15 protein-coding genes are annotated in these 25421 nt (G+C 53.9%); 6 read left to right on the top strand and 9 right to left on the bottom strand.

Going from position 1 to position 25421, the window contains the following annotated elements; genetic code table 11:
* Positions 1–29: 29 nt before the first annotated feature.
* From PF66_RS31865 to PF66_RS08495, 9 genes are all read right to left on the bottom strand, one after another.
* Positions 30–674, bottom strand: a complete 645-nt coding sequence (locus tag PF66_RS31865; RefSeq protein ID WP_081009823.1) for a Qnr family pentapeptide repeat protein — start codon at positions 672–674, stop codon at positions 30–32.
* A gap of 127 nt (positions 675–801) precedes the next feature.
* A complete protein-coding gene (locus PF66_RS08530) occupies positions 802–2130 on the bottom strand; it encodes a PLP-dependent aminotransferase family protein (RefSeq protein ID WP_054062448.1) in 1329 nt (442 codons plus the stop codon).
* A gap of 42 nt (positions 2131–2172) precedes the next feature.
* The gene (locus tag PF66_RS08525; protein WP_054062447.1) at positions 2173–3255 is read right to left on the bottom strand and encodes an alpha-hydroxy acid oxidase; all 1083 of its coding nucleotides are present in this window, start codon (positions 3253–3255) and stop codon (positions 2173–2175) included.
* A complete protein-coding gene (gene hppD, locus PF66_RS08520; RefSeq protein WP_054062446.1) occupies positions 3252–4304 on the bottom strand; it encodes a 4-hydroxyphenylpyruvate dioxygenase in 1053 nt (350 codons plus the stop codon). The genes PF66_RS08525 and hppD overlap by 4 nt, the downstream gene beginning before the upstream one ends.
* A gap of 47 nt (positions 4305–4351) precedes the next feature.
* The gene (locus tag PF66_RS08515) at positions 4352–5674 is read right to left on the bottom strand and encodes an aspartate aminotransferase family protein (RefSeq protein ID WP_054062445.1); all 1323 of its coding nucleotides are present in this window, start codon (positions 5672–5674) and stop codon (positions 4352–4354) included.
* A gap of 58 nt (positions 5675–5732) precedes the next feature.
* Positions 5733–8027 (bottom strand): lantibiotic dehydratase, encoded by a 2295-nt coding sequence (locus PF66_RS08510; RefSeq protein WP_054062444.1) that lies wholly within the window; start codon positions 8025–8027, stop codon positions 5733–5735.
* A 44-nt stretch (positions 8028–8071) separates the two neighbouring features.
* Positions 8072–14587: a non-ribosomal peptide synthetase gene (locus PF66_RS08505; protein ID WP_054062443.1), complete on the bottom strand. Its 6516-nt coding sequence runs from the start codon at positions 14585–14587 to the stop codon at positions 8072–8074.
* Complete coding sequence (locus tag PF66_RS08500) at positions 14587–14808, bottom strand: MbtH family protein (protein ID WP_054062442.1); 222 nt, start codon at positions 14806–14808, stop codon at positions 14587–14589. The genes PF66_RS08505 and PF66_RS08500 overlap by 1 nt, the downstream gene beginning before the upstream one ends.
* Before the next feature lie 82 nt (positions 14809–14890).
* Positions 14891–16147: an MFS transporter gene (locus tag PF66_RS08495; RefSeq protein WP_241494301.1), complete on the bottom strand. Its 1257-nt coding sequence runs from the start codon at positions 16145–16147 to the stop codon at positions 14891–14893.
* Positions 16148–16751: 604 nt separating this feature from the next.
* On the opposite strand from PF66_RS08495, the gene PF66_RS08490 reads away from it, so the two are divergent.
* The 6 genes from PF66_RS08490 to PF66_RS08465 form a co-directional block, all read left to right on the top strand.
* Positions 16752–22298, top strand: a complete 5547-nt coding sequence (locus PF66_RS08490) for a non-ribosomal peptide synthetase (protein WP_241494300.1) — start codon at positions 16752–16754, stop codon at positions 22296–22298.
* A 65-nt stretch (positions 22299–22363) separates the two neighbouring features.
* Entirely contained in the window at positions 22364–23413 is a 1050-nt protein-coding gene (locus PF66_RS08485) for a MupA/Atu3671 family FMN-dependent luciferase-like monooxygenase (protein WP_054062440.1), read from the top strand.
* A 35-nt stretch (positions 23414–23448) separates the two neighbouring features.
* Positions 23449–23694, top strand: a complete 246-nt coding sequence (locus tag PF66_RS08480) for a phosphopantetheine-binding protein (protein ID WP_054062439.1) — start codon at positions 23449–23451, stop codon at positions 23692–23694.
* A 467-nt stretch (positions 23695–24161) separates the two neighbouring features.
* Positions 24162–24893, top strand: coding sequence for a hypothetical protein (locus tag PF66_RS08475; protein WP_054062438.1), 732 nt, complete (start codon positions 24162–24164; stop codon positions 24891–24893).
* A 109-nt stretch (positions 24894–25002) separates the two neighbouring features.
* Positions 25003–25224 (top strand): AlpA family transcriptional regulator, encoded by a 222-nt coding sequence (locus PF66_RS08470; RefSeq protein ID WP_054062437.1) that lies wholly within the window; start codon positions 25003–25005, stop codon positions 25222–25224.
* A gap of 12 nt (positions 25225–25236) precedes the next feature.
* Positions 25237–25421, top strand: a 185-nt coding sequence (locus tag PF66_RS08465) for a ParA family protein (RefSeq protein ID WP_152972988.1), incomplete at its 3' end; no start/stop codon positions are given.

The raw sequence follows: 25421 nt of genomic DNA, 5'->3' as shown, positions 1-25421 counted from the left end.
CCTTTGGGGCTCACCATCCATCCAGATCATCACACCACCTCAACGCCAAGCACCCTAGCCAAGTTGCAAATCTGATCAATTTCCAACTTTGCCCCATCAAGATTCACTCTTCTAACATCAAGTGCCCCAAGGTCTGAGCTTCTCAAATCGCACCCTCTAAAATCCGCGCATTCCCACTCAAACGAGTTAAACTCCCCACCTGACAAGTCAGACCCTTTGAAGCTTGCACCTTTAATATTTGTTCCAACCCATCTGTTACCCCATAGCTCGCACTTCTCCAATACCACCTTAGAGAAATTTGCGTATGACAGGTTGCAATCCGTAATTATCGCCTGACAAAACCAGCTTTTGTGTGTAACCATATTCATGAAACTGGCGTTTGAGAAATCGGCACCTTGCAGCTTGCAGCTAGACATTTCTATACCTAATGCCTTTACAAAATTGAAGCTACACATCGTCAAGTCGCACTTTTTGAAAGAAGACCTCATTAAAGAAGCTCCCCTAAATCTACAGCCCAATTCAGCATCGTGATCATAAAACTTACAGCCAACAAACTCGGACTCAGTCAAGTCAGCTTGTGAAAAATCACAATTATAGAATTCCGCAGCCACAGTCTTTATTCCTGAAAATTCACTTTCCTCAACTTTCTTATCCCGATAGACAAGACCACTCATGATGAAATTTATCCTTTATCACTTTAAATCAACCCACCATTAATTCGGCAGCGAGCGACGGGTATAATCAAAAAATCATAAGTCACTTAAAACGCTGCCTGATAACTTATAAAATCTCAGCAATTCACTACTGCCCCCTAGCCGGCTCAGATATACGCGCTTCATGGGGCTCACGCTCGCATCTCATACGAATAAATCGAGACAGACGCTCGATGCCGTTCTCTATCTGCTCGAGGCTCACGGCGCTTATGGATAACCGTAACTGGTTTGCCCCCCCCTTACCCAGGTAGAAATGGGTCATGGGCGTCCATATTACGCCAAACTCTTGCGCGCACTGTGCAAGGGCTGCTTCGTCAGCGGCGAACGGTACTGTCAACACAAGAAAAAAACCGCCCGCCGGAATGTTCCAACTGACGGGTAAATTATGCCTCCCCAGCTTCTCTGCCAGAGCGACCAATACGGCCGCTCGATTGCGCTCGTAGATGCCGCGCAGGTCACGCGTCGCAGTCGAAAGGCTGAGTTGATGCTCGATCAGTTGCCCGCCGATGATGGCTTGAACAATCGGAGACGTGTTGACCGTTACCATGCTTTTAATCTTAGCGATCTGGTCAGCCAGTAAGCCGGCTTCGCCTGCGGATGCAATGAGTTGGTCGGCCACCACAAAACCGACTCTTGCGCCGGGGAATACAGTTTTCGAAAAAGAACCCAGATAAATAACCTGTCGGGCTTCATCCAGCGCCTTTAAGGTCGGCAGTCTGATGCCATCCCCATGGAAATAGCCGTAAGGGTTGTCTTCGATGAGCAACAGAGCTTCATCAGCAGCTAGTGCCAGTAACGCATTACGCGTATCTAAACTCATACTCGCCCCGGAGGGGTTTGCAAAGTCGGGCATTACATAACAGGCCTTGGGTTTGCGTCCCTGAGCGCGTAAACCATCGACGACCGCCTTGAAATCAGCCAGATCGACACCGGTTGCGTCGGTGGCAACCGGAACTACATCAATATCGAGCAGTCGGGCAGCTCCCGTCAGCCCGACATAAGTTGGACTGATGGCAAGAATCACATCATTGGAGTCACGGCAGAGTGCGCGTAATGTCAACAGGATTGCTTCCTGACATCCTGACGTGATCACTATAGCGTGCGGGTCAACCTGTAGGTCTTCATCAATGGCCAGGTGCTTGCTGACCAGCCCCTGAATAATGCCAGCGGTTGGCCCGTACTGGAAAATGGTTCGCCGTACTTTCTCCTCACTCATTTGGCAATCATCAACCAGATGTCGAGTAAACACACGAAGAGCTCGATGAACTGTTTCCAATTCAAAGAGATCCTCGTGAGGACGGCCAGCGGCAAGGGAAATGGCGTGAGGATATCGCTCGGCCACCTCATTCAGGAAGTTCATGGAGTTGAGCGCCGGGTCAGTAACGCTGAAGTGCAGATCGTCCAAATTGAGATTCATTGTGCAGATTCCATCTGTTGAAATAGAGCGCAAACAGTCGACTTACGCTACAGCTAGCGCTTTGGCGTCGGCGGGCGTCTGACATCCAGCCAGAGTCATGGCATCCAGCAGTTCACCCTTTAGTAACGCGAGAACCTGCTCCACGCCTGACTGGCCTTGTGCAGCCAAGCCCCACAGAACCGGCCTGCCCAGTAGCACACCATCAGCCCCAAGTGCCATGGCCTTCAGAACATCGCTGCCCGTTCGTACTCCACTATCAAAGAGCACTGAACATTCGTTCGGGGTTACCTCGACAATATTCGCCAGACCTTCCAACGCTCCGGGTGCAGCATCGAACTGCCGCCCCCCGTGATTGGAAACCACGACGCAGTCAGCACCACTTTCAAAAGCCAGACGCGCATCCCGAGAGTCCATGACCCCCTTGACGATAATGGGCAAGGTTGTCATAGCGCGTAGTTGCTCGACATGACGCCAGCTCAAGCCCGAAAGAAAGGCTTCCCGGGTGTGTCGTTCCACAGCGGAAGTGGCGGCACTACCAGTATGAGAAACAGCATGCAGATGCGCACCCGATGCCAGGTTGGCGGCATGCACATCGGCGGGCAAGGCGAATCCGTTACGCAAGTCACGGCTACGCCGCGCCATTAACGGCACGTCGGCCGTAATCATGATGCTTTTGCAGCCCACATCCTCTGCTCTGCTTATCAAGGATCGGACCTGAGCCTGATCCTTTAGCCAGTACAACTGGAACCAGAGATCAGCACCCACAGCGGCGATATCCTCAATCGAAACACTGCTCAGGGTACTGACGATTAGCGGTACACCGCTGGCTTTTGCAGCTCGTGCGGTGGCTAGCTCACCTTGCGGATTGAACAACTTGTGGTAGGCCATTGGTGCAATGGCGACAGGCATCTCACTGGCATGAGTGAACCATGTGCAAGCCGTGCTGTGCCCAGTGATGCCCGTCAAGACACGAGGCAACAGGGAAATGCGGTCCAGGGCAGTCCGGTTGGATCTCAGCACGGTCTCATCGCCGCTGCCACCACAAAGGAAATCCCAGATCGAGTCCGACAAGGCGAGACGCGCCAGTTCCGAATAATCGGCAAGGTTGACAGGAGCCAAGGTCATAACACCTCACTCATTTCTACAGAGTCGTACAACGCTTTGATGTTGCTGCTTCCAAAAGTCTTGGCCCCGACGCGCTCGATGATTTCAAAGAAAAAATGGCAATCGGGATCAGAGGGTTTGGCGAATATCTGATACAACTGGCCGGCATGGTCCTGATCAGCCAGCAGGCTCAGTTCCATCAGTTTGTCGACATCATATTTGAGGCTCTCAAGACGTTCCGGCAACCCCTGATAATAGGTGCTGGGAGACTTCAGGAAATCGACGCCCCTATCAGCCAGGGTCTGGACCGATTTGACGATGTCCGTTGTACGCAAGGCGATATGTTGCACACCTGCGCCATTGTTCTTCTGAATGAAACTGTCGATTTGCCCTGCTTCATAGCTCAAGTCAGGCTCTATCAAGGTTAACGTCACCCGACCAGACCTGTTCTGAACCACCTTGGAATTCATGGACTGTTTGCCCACAACGATTTTCTCCTCATAGAGAACGGAGAAATCCAATGCCAACATGTAGAACGCGGCCGCAGCGGCTAAATCACCAGCCTGCAGGCACACTGCAAAGTGATCGAATGCGTGCAAGCCGCTGACTGTCTTTCTTGACGGACCTTCTCCCGACACGCACTGATGTCCGGACGCTTCTCGCTGGACAAACGTATGGACAAGGTTCCCCGCGCCAAAAATCGAAGCACTGATGATGCCGTCTTTCTGCTGCACAGCCAGGTGCGGCACCGCACCACGTAACACCGATTGCGAGAACGCCTGCGTGGCATCCGATACCGTGAGGGCAATGTCGGCAACTCCTTCGCCATGTCGACGCAAAAACTCGGTGCCTGGGTGCGACAACGTCAGCGGCTGAGTCAGAACAATGCAGATATCATCTTTGCAAAAGCAGCGCGACAGCTCTGCTTCCTTAGAACTGGCTGGAAGTTCGAGATGACATGATGCGAGGCAGTATTTTTCGCCCAGAGTCAGTGAGGCCAATTCAAGATCACGCACATACAAGCGTATATGATCAATACTGACGTCATCGAAAAATAAATCTTCATCCATGTTACGATATCTCCCGATTGCTGATTTCTGCACTCAACCTGTTACGTTCATTGCGCTGACGCGACGCTAACAGCGTCGAGAAACTGCGCAGATAGTTCCTCGATATCAGTCAGTTCGATATTGAGCGGCGGTGCAAAAATGATGTTCCGACCACTACGACGGACCAGCACTTTGTTGTCCTGCAGGTGCTTCTTGATCGATAGCGCGCGCTGAACACTGTCGAGTTCGACAGCCATGAGCAATCCACGGCATCTGATCTCTCGGACCGTCGCCATCTCAGCGCACACACCGATCGCCTCGCGTAAAACCGTCGATGATTTATGGACGCGCGCCAGCACCCCATCGTTCTGCAGAATATCCAGTACCGCCAGGCCGGCAGCGCAGGCCGAAGCATGCCCGGAATGGGTATGTCCATGACTGAAACCGGACATTTCCTTTTCACGCTCAAATACATCGAAAATCTTGTCATGGGTGGTCACGGCCGCCAGCGACATATAACCAGCCGTCAAGCCCTTGCTGGTGATCAGGATGTCGGGGGTAACCTGCGCATATTCATAGGCAAACATCTTCCCGGTACGCCCGAACCCGGTCAGAACTTCATCCAGGATGAGATGCGCACCGTACTGGGTACAGAGCGCCCGAGCCGCCCGCAGATAATTATCCGGCAGGATGTAGCCGCCAATGCCTTGGACAGGCTCGACGATGAATGCCGAAATGTTCTTTCCATGTTCGGCAAAAAAGACTTCAAGCGCCTCGATGCCAGAGCGAGACACGTCCAGGCCTTCGCGGCGTACAACCTCCCAGTCGGGTCCTGATACTGAAACGAAACCTGCGGGAAGTAGCCCTTGTTCGTCGCCGGCAGAAGATATCGCACATGTAGAGGCGGCCAGAGTAGTGCCGTGATAACAGTTTTTTAGAGACACGATCAGTGATCGCTGATGGTCATTCAGCAACTTGTGGTAACGGCGCGAGACCTTAAGCGCCGTCTCGATGCCTTCCGAGCCACTGTTGCAAAAGAACGTCCTACTCAAGCCCGGTGAAGTCACCTGCGCAATCGCTTTCGCCAGCTCGATGGCAGGCGTATTGCCCCCTTCAACCATGTCGTAGGTCATCAGCTTTTCCAACTGAGCCGCTATGGTATTGATGATCTTTTTGTTGGCGTACCCCAGCGTGGCATTCATGCCTGACGCCTTGGCATCCAGGTAGCGATCCCCATTGGCATCCGTGATGTGGCTGCCCTCTCCAGCAACGGCAATGACCGTATTGGTGCTTATGCGATTAGGCGCCCAAGGATGCCAAACATAGGTAGCATCCTCTCGCAACAACGACTCGTGAGTCTCAGCCTGCCCTGCGTCGTTATGAATACGCATACCAATCGCCTCCGTGTAAAAATCATTTTTCAAAACCGAACCTGGCTTTACTCGCCGGTCATTTGATCGGGTAGTTATCGACCCAAGTAAACCTGAGCTCCGACGTGTATTTATTACCGGCATGATCGGTCAACCAGAGATCTTGGTGGTCCGGCAGCATCTCGACGAATGTCACCTCTTTGTTCTTGATCGCCTCGGAGGTTTGATTACGTCGTATCAACTTTGAAAGGATGTTGATAAAAATCGGACTTTCGAAATCAACATAAAATGGCTTTTCAGCGGTTTTCGACTTGACGAAAACAAAGCGTGGGATGTTTTGAGACTTCCACCAGTGGCGCGCCTTCACGAACCTCAGCGCCTCATCCTTTTCATTAGCGAACTCCAGCTTCTGCGCCTGGAAGCGCCAGCTTTCTCGCGCAATTACCAACTTGTCGATACTGACTCTGGGCATGTGCGCGCGATCCGAGAACAGCTGGAACTTGTCAATTACTCGGCCCATCAACAGCTCAGCGTAAACGTCGACCAGATCAAACGTTTCGCCATTGGGGATCCTGATCTTGATCAACCCGTCTTCTTCGAGAATGGTAGTGTCTCGACTCTTCACCAAGCGATCACGGCCCGCATCCACGGTGTGATAGTTGAGTTCAATCATGTAATCGCAGTCTCGCGAGAGTACCGGATGGGTGCGGACCGACAGCCGAGGTGGGCTTTCCTTGGGCAGGACATTGAGCAACTGCGGTTTAGGGAAGTCTTTGTCCACCTCTTTGAGTAACGTTGATTTATCGGGGTGCTGCGTGACAAAACATGAGCTTCTCATGGTGTTAATTGTCAGGTGGATTTCCCCCAGCACCAGTTTAAAGTCACCTGATTTCAGGTCATTGATGTCAACAGCAGAAAGCATCACATCCGGACAAAAGTAACGCGCGCCCTCCCAACCAACTCCTGGAGCGTCAAACTCTCGATTGACCTGCTCCTCCAACTGCGCGTATGTGAACTCGACTCGTCGCTCGCTATCCTCGACAGCAATAATTTTCGCCCACTTGGCCCGAAAGACCTGCTCAATGTTGTCCAGCGCCGCGTCGATGACCTTTGACAAGGGGCCCAACGACTCCAGCCACATGGTAGTCAGGTCAAATTGCGACCCATGCTTTTCGACGCAACGTTGATAGGTTTGCCTGAGCAGTTGCCGAACCTCAGTCCCCAATCGCCAACAAATCCAGCGCGCACTCTTGGCCAACAGGTACAGCGGCGCCAGACCTTGCTTGATATCTTCGCCGACAGATAACGCCATATTGCGTCGACTATCGTGGTAGACCAGCGTCCTTCCGCCGTAGGTACGGCCTTCGTTCCGGGTCGAACTGGTCTCGGTAAACCCGGAAAAAAGCGCATCCAGCTCGGACAATGCCTGGGTCAGTTCAGTAGCGTCGCCGCTCGATTCGATCTTGTCGCGCGCAGCTTCCATGGCATCGAGCCTGGCCAGCAACGAAGACTGCAGCTGCGTATCGCCAATGCCCAGCAAGAACTGGCGTAGACATATTTCCGGGTGGGCGCCGGCTGGCAACTCGATCTTCAATACGATCCAGCGCTTGGCCTTGAGCGTGTCGAGAATGCCAAGAATATCTATCAACGAAACGGAGTAGCTGCCTGACAACTCGCGTTCGATATCGTGAACGGACGTCTTGCCGTCACACATCGACAGCACAGCCGTCTCCAGAGCCGGCAGTTTGACTTTAAGGCCGGGACCGTTGAAGTTAATATCCCCTTCGATTTTTACGAATGTCAGCCGGCGTGGCTTCAACCATTCACGAATTTCAGGAAGCGCCTCGAATGATTCCGCCAAGCAATCGATCGCCCAGGATTCGAAAAACACTTCTCGGTGTTCGATCAAAGTTTTACCCGGCTTGTAGCGAGTGTCCGAGTCGTTACTGAAGGTTCCCCATCCCGATGGGCCAAAAAAACCGATGGTGTCATTCTTCACACAGTAACGTTGCCAATAGTTGGCGATTAACTCCTCACGCTGGCGGTGCTTGGAATGCCTTGTCTGAGTGTCCGGATCCCACTCGCAAAACGGACGCACAGCACCGTCCAGCAGACGATGATTCTGCCAGGAGACGGCCCGTAGAAAGTCGTCCTGCCGGGCAATGTCTTGCAGCTCCCGGGAAAGCTCGACAGATACCTTTGCAAATGAAGCGCGGTAGTCGCTCAAGTCCGCTTCGGAGAAAGGCTCATGCCCCATCCGATCAGCCTGGGCCGCCAGGCTCTCACTTGCCAGACGCAATACGCCACCAGCGCTAAAACCTGCACCGCGTACCAGCACATCGTCCCACCAACGCCAACTTTTGGAGTTTTCCATGTCGTCTCACATTCCTATCTATAACGATGCCAACTGCCCGGCAGTCACTGGTCATCCACCAACTCTGCTGCTTCGGTTTCAAGCAGCTTCACCTCAAGCAGATGCGCCTGTTTCGCTAGGGTCCTGTGGTCGAAAATATCTGAAACATTCACGGAGACGCCGAATCGACGCCCGATCATTCCGGCCAGAATAATGGCGGACAACGAGTTGCCGCCCAGTTGAAAGAAGTCATCATCGACACTGACCAGCGCTGTCTTGAGCCGCTGCTCCCATAGCGCGACCAACTCCAGTTCGATAAGGCCATCGGGCTGACGGCCCTCGGCCCTTTGTGGTCCATACACAGGCAGCGCATTGATATCGATCTTCCCGGATGGCAACAATGGCCAGCTCTCAACCGTGATGAAAACGTCCGGGATAGCCGCAATCAGGACACGCGACGATAAATGCTCGATCAACGAATCAGTCGTCGCCATATCAGCCTCTGCAGCCGGGCGAACATAGGCGACCAACACCTTTCGCCCTTCCGATTCGCGCTGTACGGTCAGTGCCTCAGCTACCTGTGCGTGGGATTTCAGCGCTGCTTCGATTTCCGCAGGCTCGATGCGGATGCCTCGAATTTTTATCTGCCGATCGGCGCGCCCCAATACATTCAAATCACCGCTGTCACTCAGCACAGCAATATCACCCGTGCGATAGACGCGTCCGCCATCATTGAGCAAAGAGGGCATAAATCGCTGTGCCGTCTGACTTGCATCCTCGAAGTAGCCCAAGGCGAGGATCTGGCCACCCACCAGTAGCTCGCCAGGTGTTCCTATCGGTGCGTAGCCGCCCCCCTCATGCTCAACCATCACATGGGCACCGGGGATCGGAAAACCGACCGGAGTCAGTAGAGCCGCAGCCTCCTGGACCTTGAACACCGTGGCGTCTGCACAGACTTCTGTCGACCCGTACAGGTTGATGAGATCAACTCTCGGCAGGTGTTGCCGGATCTTTTCTACCAACTCGCCTTTGAGCAACTCACCGCTCAAGTGCAGGCAGTCGAGCGTGGCCAATTTGACGCTCGCTTCGGCACCCGACTCAAACATTTCAGTTGCAATCGCAGGCACGCAGGTCAGCTTGGTAATCCGGTGGGTCTGGATGAAATTCATTAGTTCCACCGGGTCTTTGATCCGATCCGGCAATATCACGGTGGGTACGCCTCGGAGCAGCCCGTCGAACATTTCGGCGATGCCATCGACAAAACCAACCGGCGTTCTCAGCACGAAAACGTCCGAGGGTTTATTCAGTTCATGGCTACGTGACCACTGCAGGCGCGTGAGAATGGCCTCATCGTGCAACAGGACACCCTTTGGGGTTCCCGTACTGCCAGAGGTGTACATTAAAACCGCCGGATGCGATGCACTCAGTGGCCATCTGGCTGTGGAACGCCACTCATCGACCGGTACTGCATCAACCGTCACGGTACGAATCTCACCGGGCACTTTGCCCCGGGTTGACTCAGACACAATCAGCAACCGGGCTCGTGATTGATTCAAGATCATCCCCAAGCGCTCGGTTGGACTGGTATGGTCCAGAGGCATGTAGGTTGCAGCAAGACGCAACGTTGCCAGTACTGCGACGACATACTCTGCAGAACGCTCGACGCAAATACCGATAATGGAGCCTGGTTCCACCCGCTCTTCGCACAGCGTTTCGGCGAACTTATCGACCCACCGAGACAGGCTCGCATAGCTGACCGATCTACCCTCACAAAGCAATGCCAGTGACTGTGGTGAGGCCTGGCATTGCTCATCAAAAGCGGCGATCAGACTGGTGACTTCCAGCTTTACCGGTGGTGATACCAGAAGTGAATAAGCGTTGCTGCCTGCGAGTTTGTCCAGAGGGCAGACACTGACCCCAGGGTTTGTCGCAAGTTGTAATAACGCCGCTTCATAGTAAGAAGCAATTCGCTTCATCTCGGCGTCCGACAGCGCCGTGTTGGAGAACTCCACGAACAGACCGACGTCCTGAGTTAGCACATCGAGCCTGAATTGAGCGGTCAGCGAGTGATAAGTCTGATCAGTGGCCCTAATGGACTTCAGCGCCAGCCCCTGGTTGTTCGCGAATTGCTCGTAAGGTCTGAAATGGGTGTAGTTGAAGGTAGAGTCGATGACGTTATCGATACCAGCATCACTCAACATCTGTGCAAAGGGGTAGTTCCTGAAAGGCAGCGCCTGCGCCTCAAAAGCGTGTACGGCCTGAATCAGTTGACGACGTGTCAGGCCAGCTACGTTGATACGCAACGGCAACGTGTTCAAGAACATGCCGACTGCCGACATGCCTGCCGTGGTTTCCGGACGACTATTGGACATCAGGCCGGTGATGACTTCAGTGCGGCCACTGATGAAAGCAATGACTTGCAAATGGGCGCTGAGCAGAACTGCCTTGATCGACACACCCAGTGATTGTGCGAGACGTTTGAGGTTGTCTGAGGTTGTGCTGGAGACCGGCACGTTGAGTGTGCGGTAATCGCTGCCTTTCACAAACGGCAACTGTCCCTGGTGAGGGTAGACTAACTGTTTAGCCCAGAACGCTTTGTGATCTGGATCATTCAGCGCATTGGTCTCTCTGAGCAAGAACTCGCCCTGTGCACTTACAGGCTCCAGAACGGGGTCTGAGTTCTCTAGAAGCTGCTGGTACAACTCAAGCAGTTCACTGATGACCAGCGTGACACTCCACCCGTCAAGATAAGGCTCGGCAAGCGTCAGAGTGAATCGCGAGGCACTGTGACGATGCACGGTCATGGCGAACAACGGAGCCTTGTCCCATTGGAACCTGAAAGTTCGTTGTTCATCGAACCAAGCCTTGAACAAAGCAGCCTGATCTGCCGGATTGATTTCGCTGATGTCGACAACCGCGAGCGATACCTCCACGTCGCGATGAATCAGTTGCAAAGGCTGTTGGTAAGAAGACACATCAATCGAACTTCTCAAGAAAGGATGGCGCCTCATCAGTAACGCGACCGCATGCTTAAAAACAGACTCGACAAACGCTCCCTCAAGCTCCACTGCTGTTGTATAAATGTGATAATCCGGACTGGCCACAGATTCGTAGTAAAGCCCAGTCATCAGCCGGGACAAGGGAAAGGCATCTTCGATGCCCTCAGAAAGCTCTCGCTGTACGGCTGCTGGGATCAGCCCGAATGGAGCAATGGCCGTCAACGCTGGGCCTCTGAGCGACGTGGTAACCTGGGCCATCCGGCTCAGCGTGGAGTTCTGGAAAATCTTCTCCACACTCAGTTGCAGGCCTGCTCGCCGGGCCGCCACGACCAACTCAATACTGCGAATTGAATCTCCGCCCAAATGAAAGAAGTCTTCATCACGGTGGTTGACCGCTCTGCCTAGTACGTGTGCCCAGGCGGTTGCCAATACTTGCTCAATGCCACTCAACGTCGTTTGCTCAAGCGGCCCTATATCGCCAACTGCATCGGCATAAGCGGTGGGTGTTGGCAAAGCGGACCGGTCGACCTTGCCTGACTGCAATCTCGAGAACACTTCAACAACAGACCACAGGGATGGAATCATGTATTCCGGCAAAGAGGATGACAGCGCTTCGCGAGCACGGCGTATCACTTGCGCGCTGACGTCATCACTTGCCAGGAACGCTGCTAGCGTTGCGTGGCCTAGCGTGTCTTGATTGAGTGTCACTACCGCTTCGCGAATGATTGGTAGACGCATCAGCGCCGTTTCAATATCACCCAACTCAATACGGAAACCCCGCAGTTTGACCTGGTTGTCGTTGCGACCCAGATACTCAATCTGACCATCCCAACGGTGTTTGCCCAGATCACCTGTCCGGTACAACCGAGCGCCCTGGTCACTGAAGGGTGAAGGAATGAATTTCTGTGCAGTAAGTGCCGGTTGATTGATGTAGCCACGCGCCAACCCGATACCGCCAATATGGATTTCTCCAACCACGCCGGGAGGGACCAGATTAAGATTTTCATCCAGGATGTATATTTCCAGTCCATCGATGGCACGCCCGATCGGCACACTGCCATCCTTCAGGCTACTTTCGGTCACCGTGTACCAGGTGACGTCAATGGCCGCCTCGGTAGGCCCATACAGGTTGTGCAATTCGGCTGCACTGGTTTGCTTGACGGCCTTGGCCAATCGCAACGACAGCGCTTCACCACTGCAGATCACCTGCTTGAGATGTGTGCAGGACGGCAACACTTCGGCAGCCACAAAAGCGCTCAACATAGAAGGGACAAAATGGGCGACGCTCACTTGCTCCCTTGAAAAAAGGGCCCCTAGGTACTCGGGATCCTTGTGCCCTTCGGGTTTGGCCATCAACAGTGTTGCGCCATACATAAGCGGCCAGAACACTTCCCACACAGAGACATCGAACGTCAGCGGTGTCTTTTGCACAACGACATCGCTGGTTTGTAGAGGGAAGGCCTTTTGCATCCAAGCCAGACGGTTCAGCAACGCCTCATGGGTGTTCATCACCCCTTTGGGCCGCCCCGTGGAACCCGAGGTGAAGATCACGTAGGCTAGATCCTGGCTCGCCGGGCCGTGCGCAATCACCGCACTGCCTGAATATGCCGGTGCCTGAGGGAACAAGGAAGAAAGAGTGGCCCAAGGCTGCCCCCCAGCAGGCGCAATGGCACTGTCCTCGACAATCAAGACACGTGGGCAACAATCATCGAGCATTTCCCTCACTCGACCCTGCGGCGCCAACGGATCCAACGGCATATAGGCAGCGCCCGCCTTGAGAATCCCGAGCAGACAGATCGGCAACTCCGCTGAGCGTTGCAACTGCACCGCAACAACATCGCCCGACTTCACACCCTGATCGATCAGGGACCGTGCCACCTGCCACGAAGCCGCATCAAGCTCGCGGAAAGAGATCGACTGTCCCTCAAATCGCACAGCAACCCGGTCTGGAAAAGCGCGGCACGTATAAGCGATCTGTTCAAGAATCGTGGTGCATGCCTGGAGCGGCTCGCCCCCCCTCGCCAACCTCAATAGATCCCCGGACTCCCGCTCAGAAAGCAGCGACAACGATGAGATCTTTTCTTCGGGGGCCGCGAGCATACCCTTCAGGATATTTTCCAGGTGGGCGAGCATCCTAGCGGATGTCTCCGGCCGAAAAAGATCATCTTGCGCCCAGAGCATCATGACGGTTTCGCCACCTTGGGGACGAAGGAACAACTCCAGATCGAAACGCGCCGCCCCGGTGTCCACTATGTAGGGCTTGACCGAAACGCTGGTTGGTTTTACAGCGTTTGCCTGTTGTCCGTAGTAACCGATGAATGCCTGAAACATCGGGTGGTAACTGGCGCTGCGTTCTACATCTAGTGCATCCAACAGCTTGTCGAATTGCAGTCGATGATGCCCCGTCCCCAGCAGAATCTCGCGCTTTACTCGAGTCAAGAACACACTTGTGACGGGATCATCACTGACTTCAACACGTTGCAGCAACGTGTTGACAAACAACCCGACAGTATCGGTGTCCTCGCGTCGAATACGATTGCCGAAAGGGTAGCCCAGGGTCACTTCACTCTGACCCGAATACCGTGCAAGCAGGATATGAAACGCCGCGCTATAAAGCATGAAGGGCGTGACATGTTGCTTCTTTGCAAAGTCAATGAGCTCGTTAGTCAGCGCCTCATCAAGCACACGTTCAACGTAACGGCCTCTGTAGGAAGGCGCAACAGGCCGCGCCTTATCGGTGGGCAAACTGAGCATGGCGGGCTTGCCAGCCATGCGCTTGATCCAATAATTCAAGTGCCGCTCGGTCTCCTTTCGGGACCGCTCGGAATGCTGAAAATGAATAAAGTCAGCATAGGTTGAACTCGGAGTCGGCAGGTTAGCGCAACCAGAAGTTCGATAATTCTCATAGGCTGATAACAGACTGTCGTTGATCACGCGCAGAGACAAACCATCAGCAATCAGATGGTGCAACGGCAGCAGCAAAACATGCTCTTCGTCACTGAGCTTGACCAGTACCGGGCGCAACAGCACGCCACGGTCGAGCTGAAAAGGTCGACGCATGATGTCCAGTGAAAACGCGGCCAACTGTGCTTCTCTTGAACCCGTCGACGTGTGCGACAGATCCTCGAACTCAACTGTCAGTTGAGCCGTTGGCGCGACCCATTGAAAGAGCACTCCATACATTTCATGCACGGACGTCCGGAGCATCGCATGCGCCCGCTGTAGGTGGAGTAAAGCTTCACTTAAAGCCGCTCGATCCAACTTGCCGCTGAAGCGCAGCGCATGAGGCACTGTTGATGAAACTTCGGCACCTTCGTAGCGGGTGACAAAGTAATGCCGGCGCTGAATCCACGACAACGGCATTAGCATACCGCCCTGTAACGGTCTGCCGATTTCTTCCTGCAGTAGGCTGTGCAAGTGCGTTTGAAGCTCCGGTGTCAGCGCTTCCAGGAGCTGCGAGGCTGAGGTCTCCATGAACTGCAATTCGAATCGGTCGGCAGCAAAACTCAGGCAGACGCCATTCTCAAGATAACGAGATAGGAGATCGAGCGCGTGATTAGTTTCGTCAAAGGTACTGTTCATCACAGCCCCTCGGCCGACAGCGCCTTGGCCGGCTCAATATTGTTGCGCAGGGAGGCGGGGCGCTGATCTATCCAGTTCTTTTGAATCCAGTTCAAACAGAACTTCTGAGAGCCGGTCACACCAATGGAGGTCCATCCACCCGGTACTACCCGGTCGCTACTCCACAAGGAGTATTGCTCTTGCTGATTTATGACAACGACATATATGCTTTTGCTATCCATGCGCAATCGACTCCCGTCTCACCAAGGAAAACTTGAAAACTAAAACGACACGAGGAAAACCCTACAGCAGACTCGATATATTTTAATGATCTACGTGAATCAGCGCGGGAAGGTCTTCAATGTCTCTTGTATTTCGTAACACCGAAAACACCACAGGAAGAGATGAAACACACATCAACACAGTCGCAATAAATATACTCGCAATAGGACTTACAAAACTCCCCAACCACCCGCCGATGACTGCTCCACTCGCCGCTGCAATGCCGATACAAGTTCTGATACTTGCTGTTACCTTGCCGAGGCTTTCCAGCGGACAAGAAGACTGTCGATAGGAATACTGCGCAATATCAAACAACACAAAGCGAACAGACGTTAAACACAGATAGAGTGTAGGCAAAAGCAGCGGATAACTTTTCGCCTCACCCAGAAGGAAACCAGCAGGACTGAGAAAGACCACCCACCACATTATCTTTGCACTTCCGACCGAGCGCATCAGAGCACTCGCGAAGACAGCTGCCAAAAGCCCACCACCTTCGCCTATAAAAAAAACAACACCAACCATTTGTGGCGAAAGCTTCAAATCGTTAATTAAATAATATAAAAAAACCGCATTCATCATAGCCAGACAGAACATCGAGCCAATGGTGGTCACCGCAGTTCTCGCCAATACAGAGTTGGCGTATAGCAGCTTGAATCCATCACCTATTTCCTTCAGCACAGGAGGCCTTTTGATCGCCTTCTCCTTGTTCGGCTCATCAGCCCTGGTAAAAAATAGAAGAACAGCGCTGGCGATATAGGAAAAGACATCGAACAAGAGTGTGAGAGGCGCCCCGATCCAGCCTGCCATGAACGTGCCGATCCCTGGCCCCCCAACCCGTGCAGCGGATTCCGTGGTTTCGATCTTGCTGTTCGCTTCGGGTAAATCCTTGCGCGCCACAAAAATCGGATAGTAGGAGTGATAGGCGATGCCGAAGGCGACAGAGAACACAGAACACAGGAAGGATACGGCATACAGCCAGTAGATGGAGAGCTGATCGTAAAAAGCAAATAACGGGACTGTAACCAATATCGCCGCCCGCACAAAGTCGCAAACAATCATCAAGCGGCGCTTGTTGAATCTATCTATGTATACACCCGAGGGAATTGATGCAAGCAATACAGCGATGGAGGCCATGGCGCGAAGTAAGCCAATCTCCTCCGGGTTTGCACTCAGCGCAGTAATGGCGAGCAGCGGAAGGATAATATTTGTGATAGACGATCCCATCTCGCTGACGGACTGCCCTACCCAAAGGCACATGAAATTCCTGTCCCGCCAGAGGGATCTTTTTTCAGTACTCAAGCAACGCCTCCAACATTCTTCCGCTTTAAAAACGGAGATATATTCCATTATTTCCCTGGCAAGCCTTAATTAATCCGAGCATCGGATTTAATTTCCAGAAATAATCCTACAGCTTTCCCAGCAGCTTTTATTGGTAACACAGGATAAACAGAGGCGTAAAGATTTTTTTCGCGATCGTTGACAAACACTTTCACGTCTACACAAGCCGCATAGTTCGATTCAGATCGAAGAAAAGCCAGCGCCACCGTCCTTTAATCAGGTTTTTCACTCATACAAATGATGATGCAAGCGCTATTTTCCCTTCATGTCCCCCATTACCACCACACAACCCCAATTCCATACCGGGCATGAACGAACAATCGCATACGGCCCATTACAGACGCAACGCCAAGTAATATGGGGCCTACAGAGAAATATAGCCATACGCCACTATTTACACGATTGATAAAATTCATTTTTTGCTCTTGACCCTACCGTAAATAAAACTCTATGGTTATTCGCAGGAGCTACTCGACTATGGATGGTATATTGAATGGATTTTTGTTCTAAGGCCGATGTACATAAGGACCAAAGATCAGCGGCCGAGAGAATTCTCGCCAAGCGTATGAAGAGCGAACAGAAAAAATCTGAGCCTCACGCGCAACTCGATATTGATACATCCGCCCTGTCTTACGGCCAGAAACGTATGTGGTTCCTGCACCTAATGGACCCGAGCAGTGCGGCCTACAATATTTTCAGCATCGCCAAATTGCATGGCCACGTTAACGTGGATGCGCTACGCGCGGCATTGCAAGCGCTGATCAAAAAGCACCCCAGCTTGCGCACTTCTTTCCACGCCAACGACAACGGCAAGCCTGAGTCGGTAATCCATGAAACTGTCGACGCTGACCTGACTGTTCTCGACAATCCCGAAGCGCCAGAACAATGTCTGGATAGTTTTATTTGGCAGCCATTTGACCTAGGCTGCGCTCCACTGCTCAAAGCCGTTGTCATTCGCACTGACGACGAAACTTGCCTGATGGCTCTAGTAATTCACCACATCGTCGCCGATGGCTGGTCGCTGGGTATTCTGCACAAGGACCTGCAACGCTTTTATGCTGCTGCACTGACCTCGCAAGCCTTACCTACTAATGGCTACATCGATTTCAGTTCCTTCGTCGCAGCCGAGAAAGCCTGGATTGCTAGCGAAGCAGGTATCGGCAGCCGGCATTTCTGGAAGACCCAGCTCCACGACCTCGCACAAATTGAATTACCAATGGCAAATCCCCGGCCGGCCATTGCCAATTTCCGGGGCAAACATATTGACCTGACGCTTCCGCTGGGGCTGGTGCAATCACTAGAAGCCCTAGCCAAGCAGTATGACAGCTCGCTTTACATGGTCCTGGGCGCCGCACTCAAGGTGCTGTTGCATCGGTATTCAGGCCAGACTGACATTGTCTTCGGCACCCCTGTCGCCAACCGACCGGTCGAAGAACTGGAGAATGTCCTGGGGCTATTTGTGAATACGGTCGTGCTGCGCACCCGCATTCCTTCACAGGCCAGCTTCACCACCATCCTCAAAGCATTCAGAGACACGACGTTGCTCGCGCTGGAGCATCAGCGAATGCCATTCGAGCAGGTGGTAGAAGACTTAAACCCTGAGCGCTCACTCAGTCATAACCCATTGTTTCAAGTTCTTTTCACTCTGCAGAACGTCGAAGCAGGAAAAGTCGAGTTGGAAGGTACGCGAACCGAACTCCTGAAGATCGATCTGGACGTCGCCCGGGTCGACCTGGAATGGACGTTGTGGCGACGCCCGACGGACGCGCGCCTGCGGATCAACTATGCGCTTGATCTGTTCGATGAGCAGGTGATCCGAGAAATGGCCAGCCATTACGAATGCCTACTCAACTGTATCGTGCAGACGCCGCAACAGGACATCTCACAACTCCCTCTGTTCCTCAATTTGTCCAGCGCAAAAGGCACACCTGACGAGCAGCCCTGGCCAGACTGCGGACTGCATGGCTTGTTTCTTAAAGCGGCTCAAATCTCACCCAACGCTGGTGCGGTCTCGGATAAGCGCGGACTATTGACATTTGATCAACTCAGCCGCCAGTCAGCCGCGCTGGCCGTGCAGTTGGTGCAAAGTGGCGTGCACCAGAGTGACACCGTCGCGATATGTGTCGAGCGCAGCGTCGATATTGCCGTAGCCACCCTAGCTGTCCTCCGAGCGGGTGCGGCATTTGTACCGATTAATCCTGCAGACCCCGAAGATCGACGTGCCTTTATTACCTCGGACTCCAATGCCCGGGCGATAATTGTGTCTTGCGCAGACAAGGGCTGCGATACGATTCCGAGTATCGTCATCGGTAAAAACCACGAGCAGCCCACGCCAGAGCAATTGCGCACGATTGACGCGAAGGTTGTGCCCGGATCGCCTTGCTACATTCTGTACACCTCCGGCACCACCGGCAGGCCCAAAGGCGTCATGGTTTCCCACGGCAATATCGTCAACACCATGCGCGCCTGTCAGTTGCTGCATGAATGCTCGCCTTCGGATGTTGGGCTGGTACTCGCGGCAAGCACTTTTGACGTTTTCTACTTCGAGCTGTTTATCGCCATGCTGGCAGGCGGACAAAGCCGAATCGTGACACAGGAGGAAATCTTCTCGCCGCAAGCGATTAACGAATTGCTTAAGACCGCGACTATCTTCCAGGCGGTTCCCGGACTGATGGAAAACCTGCTGACGTCAATGTCGCAATCCACCTCACGCATTCATGAATCGCTTCGAGTGGTAATCACCGGCGGCGATGTCGTACCTGCCGACCTGCTGTCAACTTTGTCTCACGCCTTCCCCAGAGCCAAGGTCTTCGTCGCATACGGCCCCACCGAAGCGACCATTTTTTCCACGTTGTATTTGTACGATGCACAACACCCAGTCACCGGTTACCCGATAGGGCAACCGCTCGAAGGCGTTGAAGTCGTAATCGCCGACAAGCACGGCAATGTGCTACCCGACGATGTCACCGGAGAGATCTGGATAGGCGGTCGAGGCGTGGCCACCGGCTATATCAATCGTGAGGCAGAAACCTGCGCCAGCTTCATCGAATTTAGTGGACGCAAGTTTTACCGAAGTGGTGATCGGGGCCGCTGGAACAGAGCGCTGAGAACCTTTGAGTTCCGCGGGCGTTTGGACAGTCAGGTGAAGGTGCGAGGTTTTCGCATTGAGTTAGGCGAAGTCGAGGCGGTACTGACCAGCCTCCCCAGCGTCCACAATGCAGTGGTGCTGGCAGTCGGCGAGCCCGGGAGCAATTGCCGGCTCGTGGCCTGTGTGACAGCACATGATAACCACCTCGAACAGGAACAGGATAATTTCGACGCCGATGTTGTCGCCCATTGGCGCACTCTCTTCGATCAGACCCATGAAATTTCTGCACCCGGGACGAGGGACTTCACAGGCTGGAACTCCAGCTACGATCAACAACCCATAGCGCCATCCATCATGAATGAATGGCTTGACGGAACCGTTGAGAACATCTTGCGCTGTATTACAGAAAAGCGCTCGACACTCCCCAATGTTCTTGAAGTCGGGGTCGGCACGGGATTGCTTGCTCAAGAGCTCGCACCGCATTGCGCACGCTATGTAGGCACAGACTTTTCTACCTCGGTCATTCTTAAACTGCGCCAGAAACTTCGGCTTTCACGACTCACGAATATCGAGTTGTCAGTGGCCGAAGCCAGGAACCTGCCCGCGGACGACACGCTATTCGATGTCATTGTGGTCAACTCGGTCAGCCAGTACTTTCCCGATATTACCTATTTGACCGAAGTACTGGACACCTTGCTCGGCCGGCTCGCTCCGGACGGCGTGATCTACCTGGGGGATGTCAGGAATTACTGTCTGCTGGAAACGTTCCATGCCTCGGTACAGTCGGCTCGGGCACCGCAACTAACGAACGAAGAGTTGCTGTCTAGAATTGCAAAGGCTATCCAAGATGAGCCAGAACTGAACATCAACCCGCGTTTCTTTAACAACTATTCAAAAAGAACCGGGCTGATGCTGCGTATCGAGCCCCGTCGCGGACGGCACGCCACGGAGATGAACAAGTATCGATATGACGTCACGCTCAGGCGCCCCAAGGTCATGTGCAATGATGACTTGCCAGCATTGAACTGGCAGGAATGGCGTGCTGAAAACTGGACGTTTGAGAAGCTGGCCGAACATCTATGTTTGAAAGCAGACACTACTTTCGCATTCACCGGTGTACCTCACGGACTATTGATTGAAGATCTGCGCCGGCGCGATGAACTCTACTCAACCGATACTCCTTCGACGCTGCCTGATGGTGTGATCCCTGAAGCGCTTCGTGAGCTCTCTGCCGAGTGCGGCTACAACGTCTCGTTCAACTACTCGGATCATCCAGACGGGTATTTCGACATGGTGCTTTCGACATCGGCGCATCCGGACAATTTGTTCGCTACGCTTGCCGGACGCAGCTTCCGGCCAGAACAGTCAGCCGACGGTAACAATCCAGGGGCAAGACTTAAGAAGGTTCAGCTATCTAATTTGATCAAAGAGGCGCTGTCCAGACGTCTACCCAACTACATGCTGCCGTCGGTGGTTACCGTCTTGGACACCTTGCCAATCACCAACAACGGAAAAATTGACCGGAAAAGAATACCTACGGTCTTCAGTACAATCACCGACAGTCGGCCCCCTTCAAGCCCTTCGGAGCTATTGATCGCACGCATCTGGCAGGACGTACTGGCCTATAAAGTAGAGGCAGTGGCCGATGACTTCTTCGAAGTCGGTGGGACCTCGTTACTAGCGATCGCTATCACCGTTCAGTTACGACAGGCTGGCATCAGTCTGATGCCTCAAGTGGTGTTTGAACACAGAACAGTGGAGTTACTTGCCCGCTGGATCGACACCGTGCAACCCCATCACGAGCAGCCGCAGACCATCATCAATGAGGTTCCCGCTGCCGCTGAGCCCGAAATCGATTTCACACGCATTGATGCTAGCCTCGACACTTGGCGTGATTGCAGGCAGGTGCTGCTGACCGGGGCCACCGGCATGCTCGGTGTACATATTCTGCATGAGCTTCTTTGCATCTATCCGCAACTGGAAATTGTGTGCCTAGTACGTGCCCAGAATGATCAAGCCGCCCAGGATCGGCTCGCCAGCCAATATGCCTGGTACTTCCCGCAGTCCGAGATCGATGCATCAGTATTTTCCCGACGAGTACGGTGCATTAGGGGAGACTTGCGTGAAAGAAACTTAGGCATTGGCAAGCGGACGCATTCGGCTCTGATTGCGACGTGTGACAGAGTCATACACGCAGCAGCGGACGTGCGCCATGTTGGCTCAGAGCGCGACTTCTTTGCTGTCAACACCGATGGAACAGAGCGCGTGATTGAGCTGTGCTCACAGCTAGTCAAGCCTAGTCTCTGCCACATTTCGACTATCGGGGTGGCGGGGCGGAGTCTGGATGGCGTGGCGAGATCCATCAACGAGTATCAGCTTGAAGTTGGGCAGACACCGACTGAAGCCTATTCGGCCAGCAAAATTTTCGCGGAGCATTTGATCGCCGACTTCAATAAATCCGGCGACTACGCGACCGTCTTCAGAGTTGGCACTGTTTCGCCTAACTCCGTGAGCGGCAAATTCCAGCGAAATATCGATGCGCACTTTTTCAGTCGCTATGTACGCGCAGTCATGGGTCTGGGCGTTGCTGCCGACTGGACGGAACGGCGTATTCAACTCATTCCGGCCGACACCATGGCCCAGGCGGTTCTGCTGCTCAGCGGCCAGCCTCTGGCTGCAGGTCGCACATTTCATATTCAGACCCCCAACGCACTGCCCTATGGTGAGTTCATCCGAATCCTTAACGAGCTGGGGTATGGCATCGACCTGGTATCGGCTCAGGAATTCGAAGAGACGTTGCCGATATTGGGGCGCGACAAGGCACGGATGGAAGATGTCGGCCGGATTCTACCGATGACCTACCGAGGTGCAGGTCGCCCAGTTGCACTCAAGCATGCCGTGACTGACGCCTGGCTCGACAAACTGGGTTTTCAGTACTTCAAGCCCACGAAATCATGGATTGAAAACTTCGTGGCCCATGGAGTGGAGCAAGGATTTTTCCCGCCCGCGGACGGTTTTCGTTGACGTTTATCAACCGTTTGAGAGCTGGACAATCCTGTTGAAATTTCGCTGTTAAGGAAGACCTGAACATGCAACTCAGCCTATTTTACTTTGCGGATGCAGCAACCGGTAAAAAGTCCACCGGCAGCACCTATCAATTACTACTGGATGGGGCTCGCTACGCTGACGCCCACGGTTTCGCAGCCGTGTGGATCCCGGAGCGGCACTTTCACCCCGTGGGAGGGCTCTACCCGAACCCAGCAGTACTCGGTGCGGCAGTAGCCACGGTGACTGAACGGGTGCACATCCGCGCCGGGAGTGTCGTCGTGCCTTTGCATCACCCCTTACGCCTGGTTGAAGAGTGGTCCGTCGTTGACAATCTGTCGAACGGCAGAGTGGGTATTTCACTAGCATCAGGCTGGAATCCTCGTGATTTCGTGCTGGCACCCGGGGCTTATGAACACAGACGCGATTCAACCTTTGAGACCGTACAGACCCTCAGGGATCTATGGTCAGGCCAGTCTTTCGGCGACGGGGCTTCGAAAGTCTCAACCTTCCCTCCTCCTGTTGCCCCTCTACAATTATGGATCTCGTCGTCGGGCACACTGGACACCTTTGAAGAAGCCGGTCGCGCCCAAGCAGGGGTCTTGACCCACTTGGTCAAACAAGACATTCCCGAGTTGGCGAAAAAAATCAGAGCCTATCGCACAGCATTGGCGAAAACCGGCAGCTCCTGGCGCGGACACGTGACGCTGATGCTCCATACCTATCTAGCCCCCAGCCGTGAACAGGCACTACAAGACGCTCAAACTGCACTTGAAGACTATCTAATCGGTTCCTTGACGCCCTATCGAACTGGCGCCAGTCAACGGGTGGCCCCTGACACCCACGAGACGGTACGCGCACAAATAAAGGACAGCGCACAGCGATACCTGAACGAGGCAGGCCTCATCGGTGATCTTAATCACGCACGACAAGTGATTAATCTTTGCCATGCGGCAGGCGTTGACGAGGTTGCATGCCTCATTGACTTTGGGCTCAAGCACGAGCGTGTCATAGAAGGTCTCGACCAGTTGAGCACCTTGCAAAAGTACATGTCCGAGTTGGAACAACCTGTTGTCCGCACGGCCCATGCATAACGAAAACCCCGAGATACCAGCCAAAGGAAGTGGTTATGACCATCGAGATCCAACCCCTAGAAGATAAAATCTTAGAAATCTTTCGTTCAGTAACTCAAGTACCATCACTGACCGCAGATGACGACTTCTTTAACTCCGGCGGCGATTCATTATTAGCGGTAGAAGCCGGATTCCAAATTTCTCAGGTTATTGACCAAGAAGTTGACCCAATGGTGATTTTCGTTTTTACAACCGCATCCACCTGCGCGGTTGCAGTATTGGAGCAGTACCTGACAGCCTAACTCGTGCTTAAGCCATTACCCAATCACAAGTCTGCGGCTCCCTGCTTAGGTGAGCCGGCGTGGGGGCTTGCATCTGCGGCAAGGCGCAACACGGAAAGAGCGATGCTAGCGGCTTAACCATGAGAATGGCGGCCAAGCGGCTCTGTAGCTCTGTAGCTCTGTAGCTCTGTGCGACCTTGTGCGTATAGGGAAGCCATGTAGTGGTCAACAATTCCCGGACACAGAATTGAGTTTTTATTCTGCAACCGTCGAGGGCATCAGAGCTATCCAAACCAATCCACCGTCCGCGCTCTCGACATTCAAAAGAATAGCGTCCAGACAAAACCTCGATCTCATGACCCTATCTCAGTCATTTAGTTGGATGATATCCCTGCGACTGCCCAAGCTCGCCCGTCGCACGAGCCCAGAACAGCCGCCCAACCAGGAGTTCACTCCATGACCTAAGCCCCTATCATGAGGGTCCCCCCATGCGCCATTCATCCACGCGACTCATCAAGGTCTATTACCGCCCGATCGAGGCCGCCATCCGCTGGAGCAACCTGCACCGTTTCGAGTATCAGATACTGGCCTGTCTGAGGGACCGACCACGGCCGACACCTGAGGACTTCCCGCGCTGGCCCGATCTGCTGCTCAAGGCTGACCGAATCTTCGACGCCCTGCTCAACGGTGACCTCCCCTACGGCAAGGCCGGCATTACCTGCGATGACCCCACCCTCCTTGATGACCCGGACCTCACCGTCCGCCATGTCGACCTGAGAACCTGGCTGGAAAAACACTACCCGGATGACCGACCGCGGTTCCTCTTCAGTCCGCCGGGGCGCCGTTGGCTCAGTCAGGCCACCATCCAGGAACTGCTCAATGATCACCGCAACCTCGCCCAACGCTTGAACGACACCACCACGCAGTGTCTGGCCCTGAAACAAGAGAACACCGCACTCACCCAGCAAGTCGCCGACCTGCAACAGCAACTGCAGCCCGACCACCTGAGCGATCGCAGCCGGTCCACCTTGCTGAACATCATCGGCGGTCTGCTGACGGCATTGCGTGGTCGCTCACCGACCGGGATGCCCTTCACCCGCTATGAAAGTGACAGCGCCATCATGGAGCTGATCATTGCCCACCACCTGGGGCACATCGGGATCTCCGAACGCTCCATGCAAAAGCACTTCGCGGCAGCCCGGCGCAGCCTGGCCAGCTGACCCGCCCACCGAACGGCAACTGCGGCCGGACGCCCGCAGTTGCCTGGCGCTCTCAGGCCAGAGGCTATTGAATCCTTATCACCCTTAGAAACCCTCAGGAGTGATCCTAATGACGGCCTCTCTCGACGCCCCCGCCACACCGCTGCTCGAACACCGCGTCCTGCGCCGCGATGAAGTCGAACAGAAAACCGGCCTCAAGCGCGCCCATATCTACGCGATGATGCGTGCCGACCAGTTCCCCAAAAGCTTCCCCCTGGGCAAGCGTGCGGTCGGGTGGGATCTGCTGGAGATCGAACAGTGGCTCGCCGACCGCCGCGCCCTGCGAGACTGAGGGAGGTGGTCGATGCAGGTCGTGGCACTGGCCTCCACCAAGGGAGGCGTCGGCAAGACCACCCTTGCCGCCAATCTCGGCGGCTTTGTTGCCGATGCCGGTTTGCGGGTGTTGCTGCTCGACCTGGACGTGCAGCCCACCCTGTCCAGCTACTTTGCCCTGAAGCAGCAGGCGGTTGTCACCGCCAATGTAAAACT

The sequence above is a fragment of the Pseudomonas asplenii genome (genome assembly GCF_001293465.1).
GTDB lineage: Bacteria > Pseudomonadota > Gammaproteobacteria > Pseudomonadales > Pseudomonadaceae > Aquipseudomonas > Aquipseudomonas fuscovaginae_B.
The sequence above is the reverse complement of the archived record's forward strand: the minus strand, read 5'-3'. Positions and strand labels throughout refer to the sequence as shown.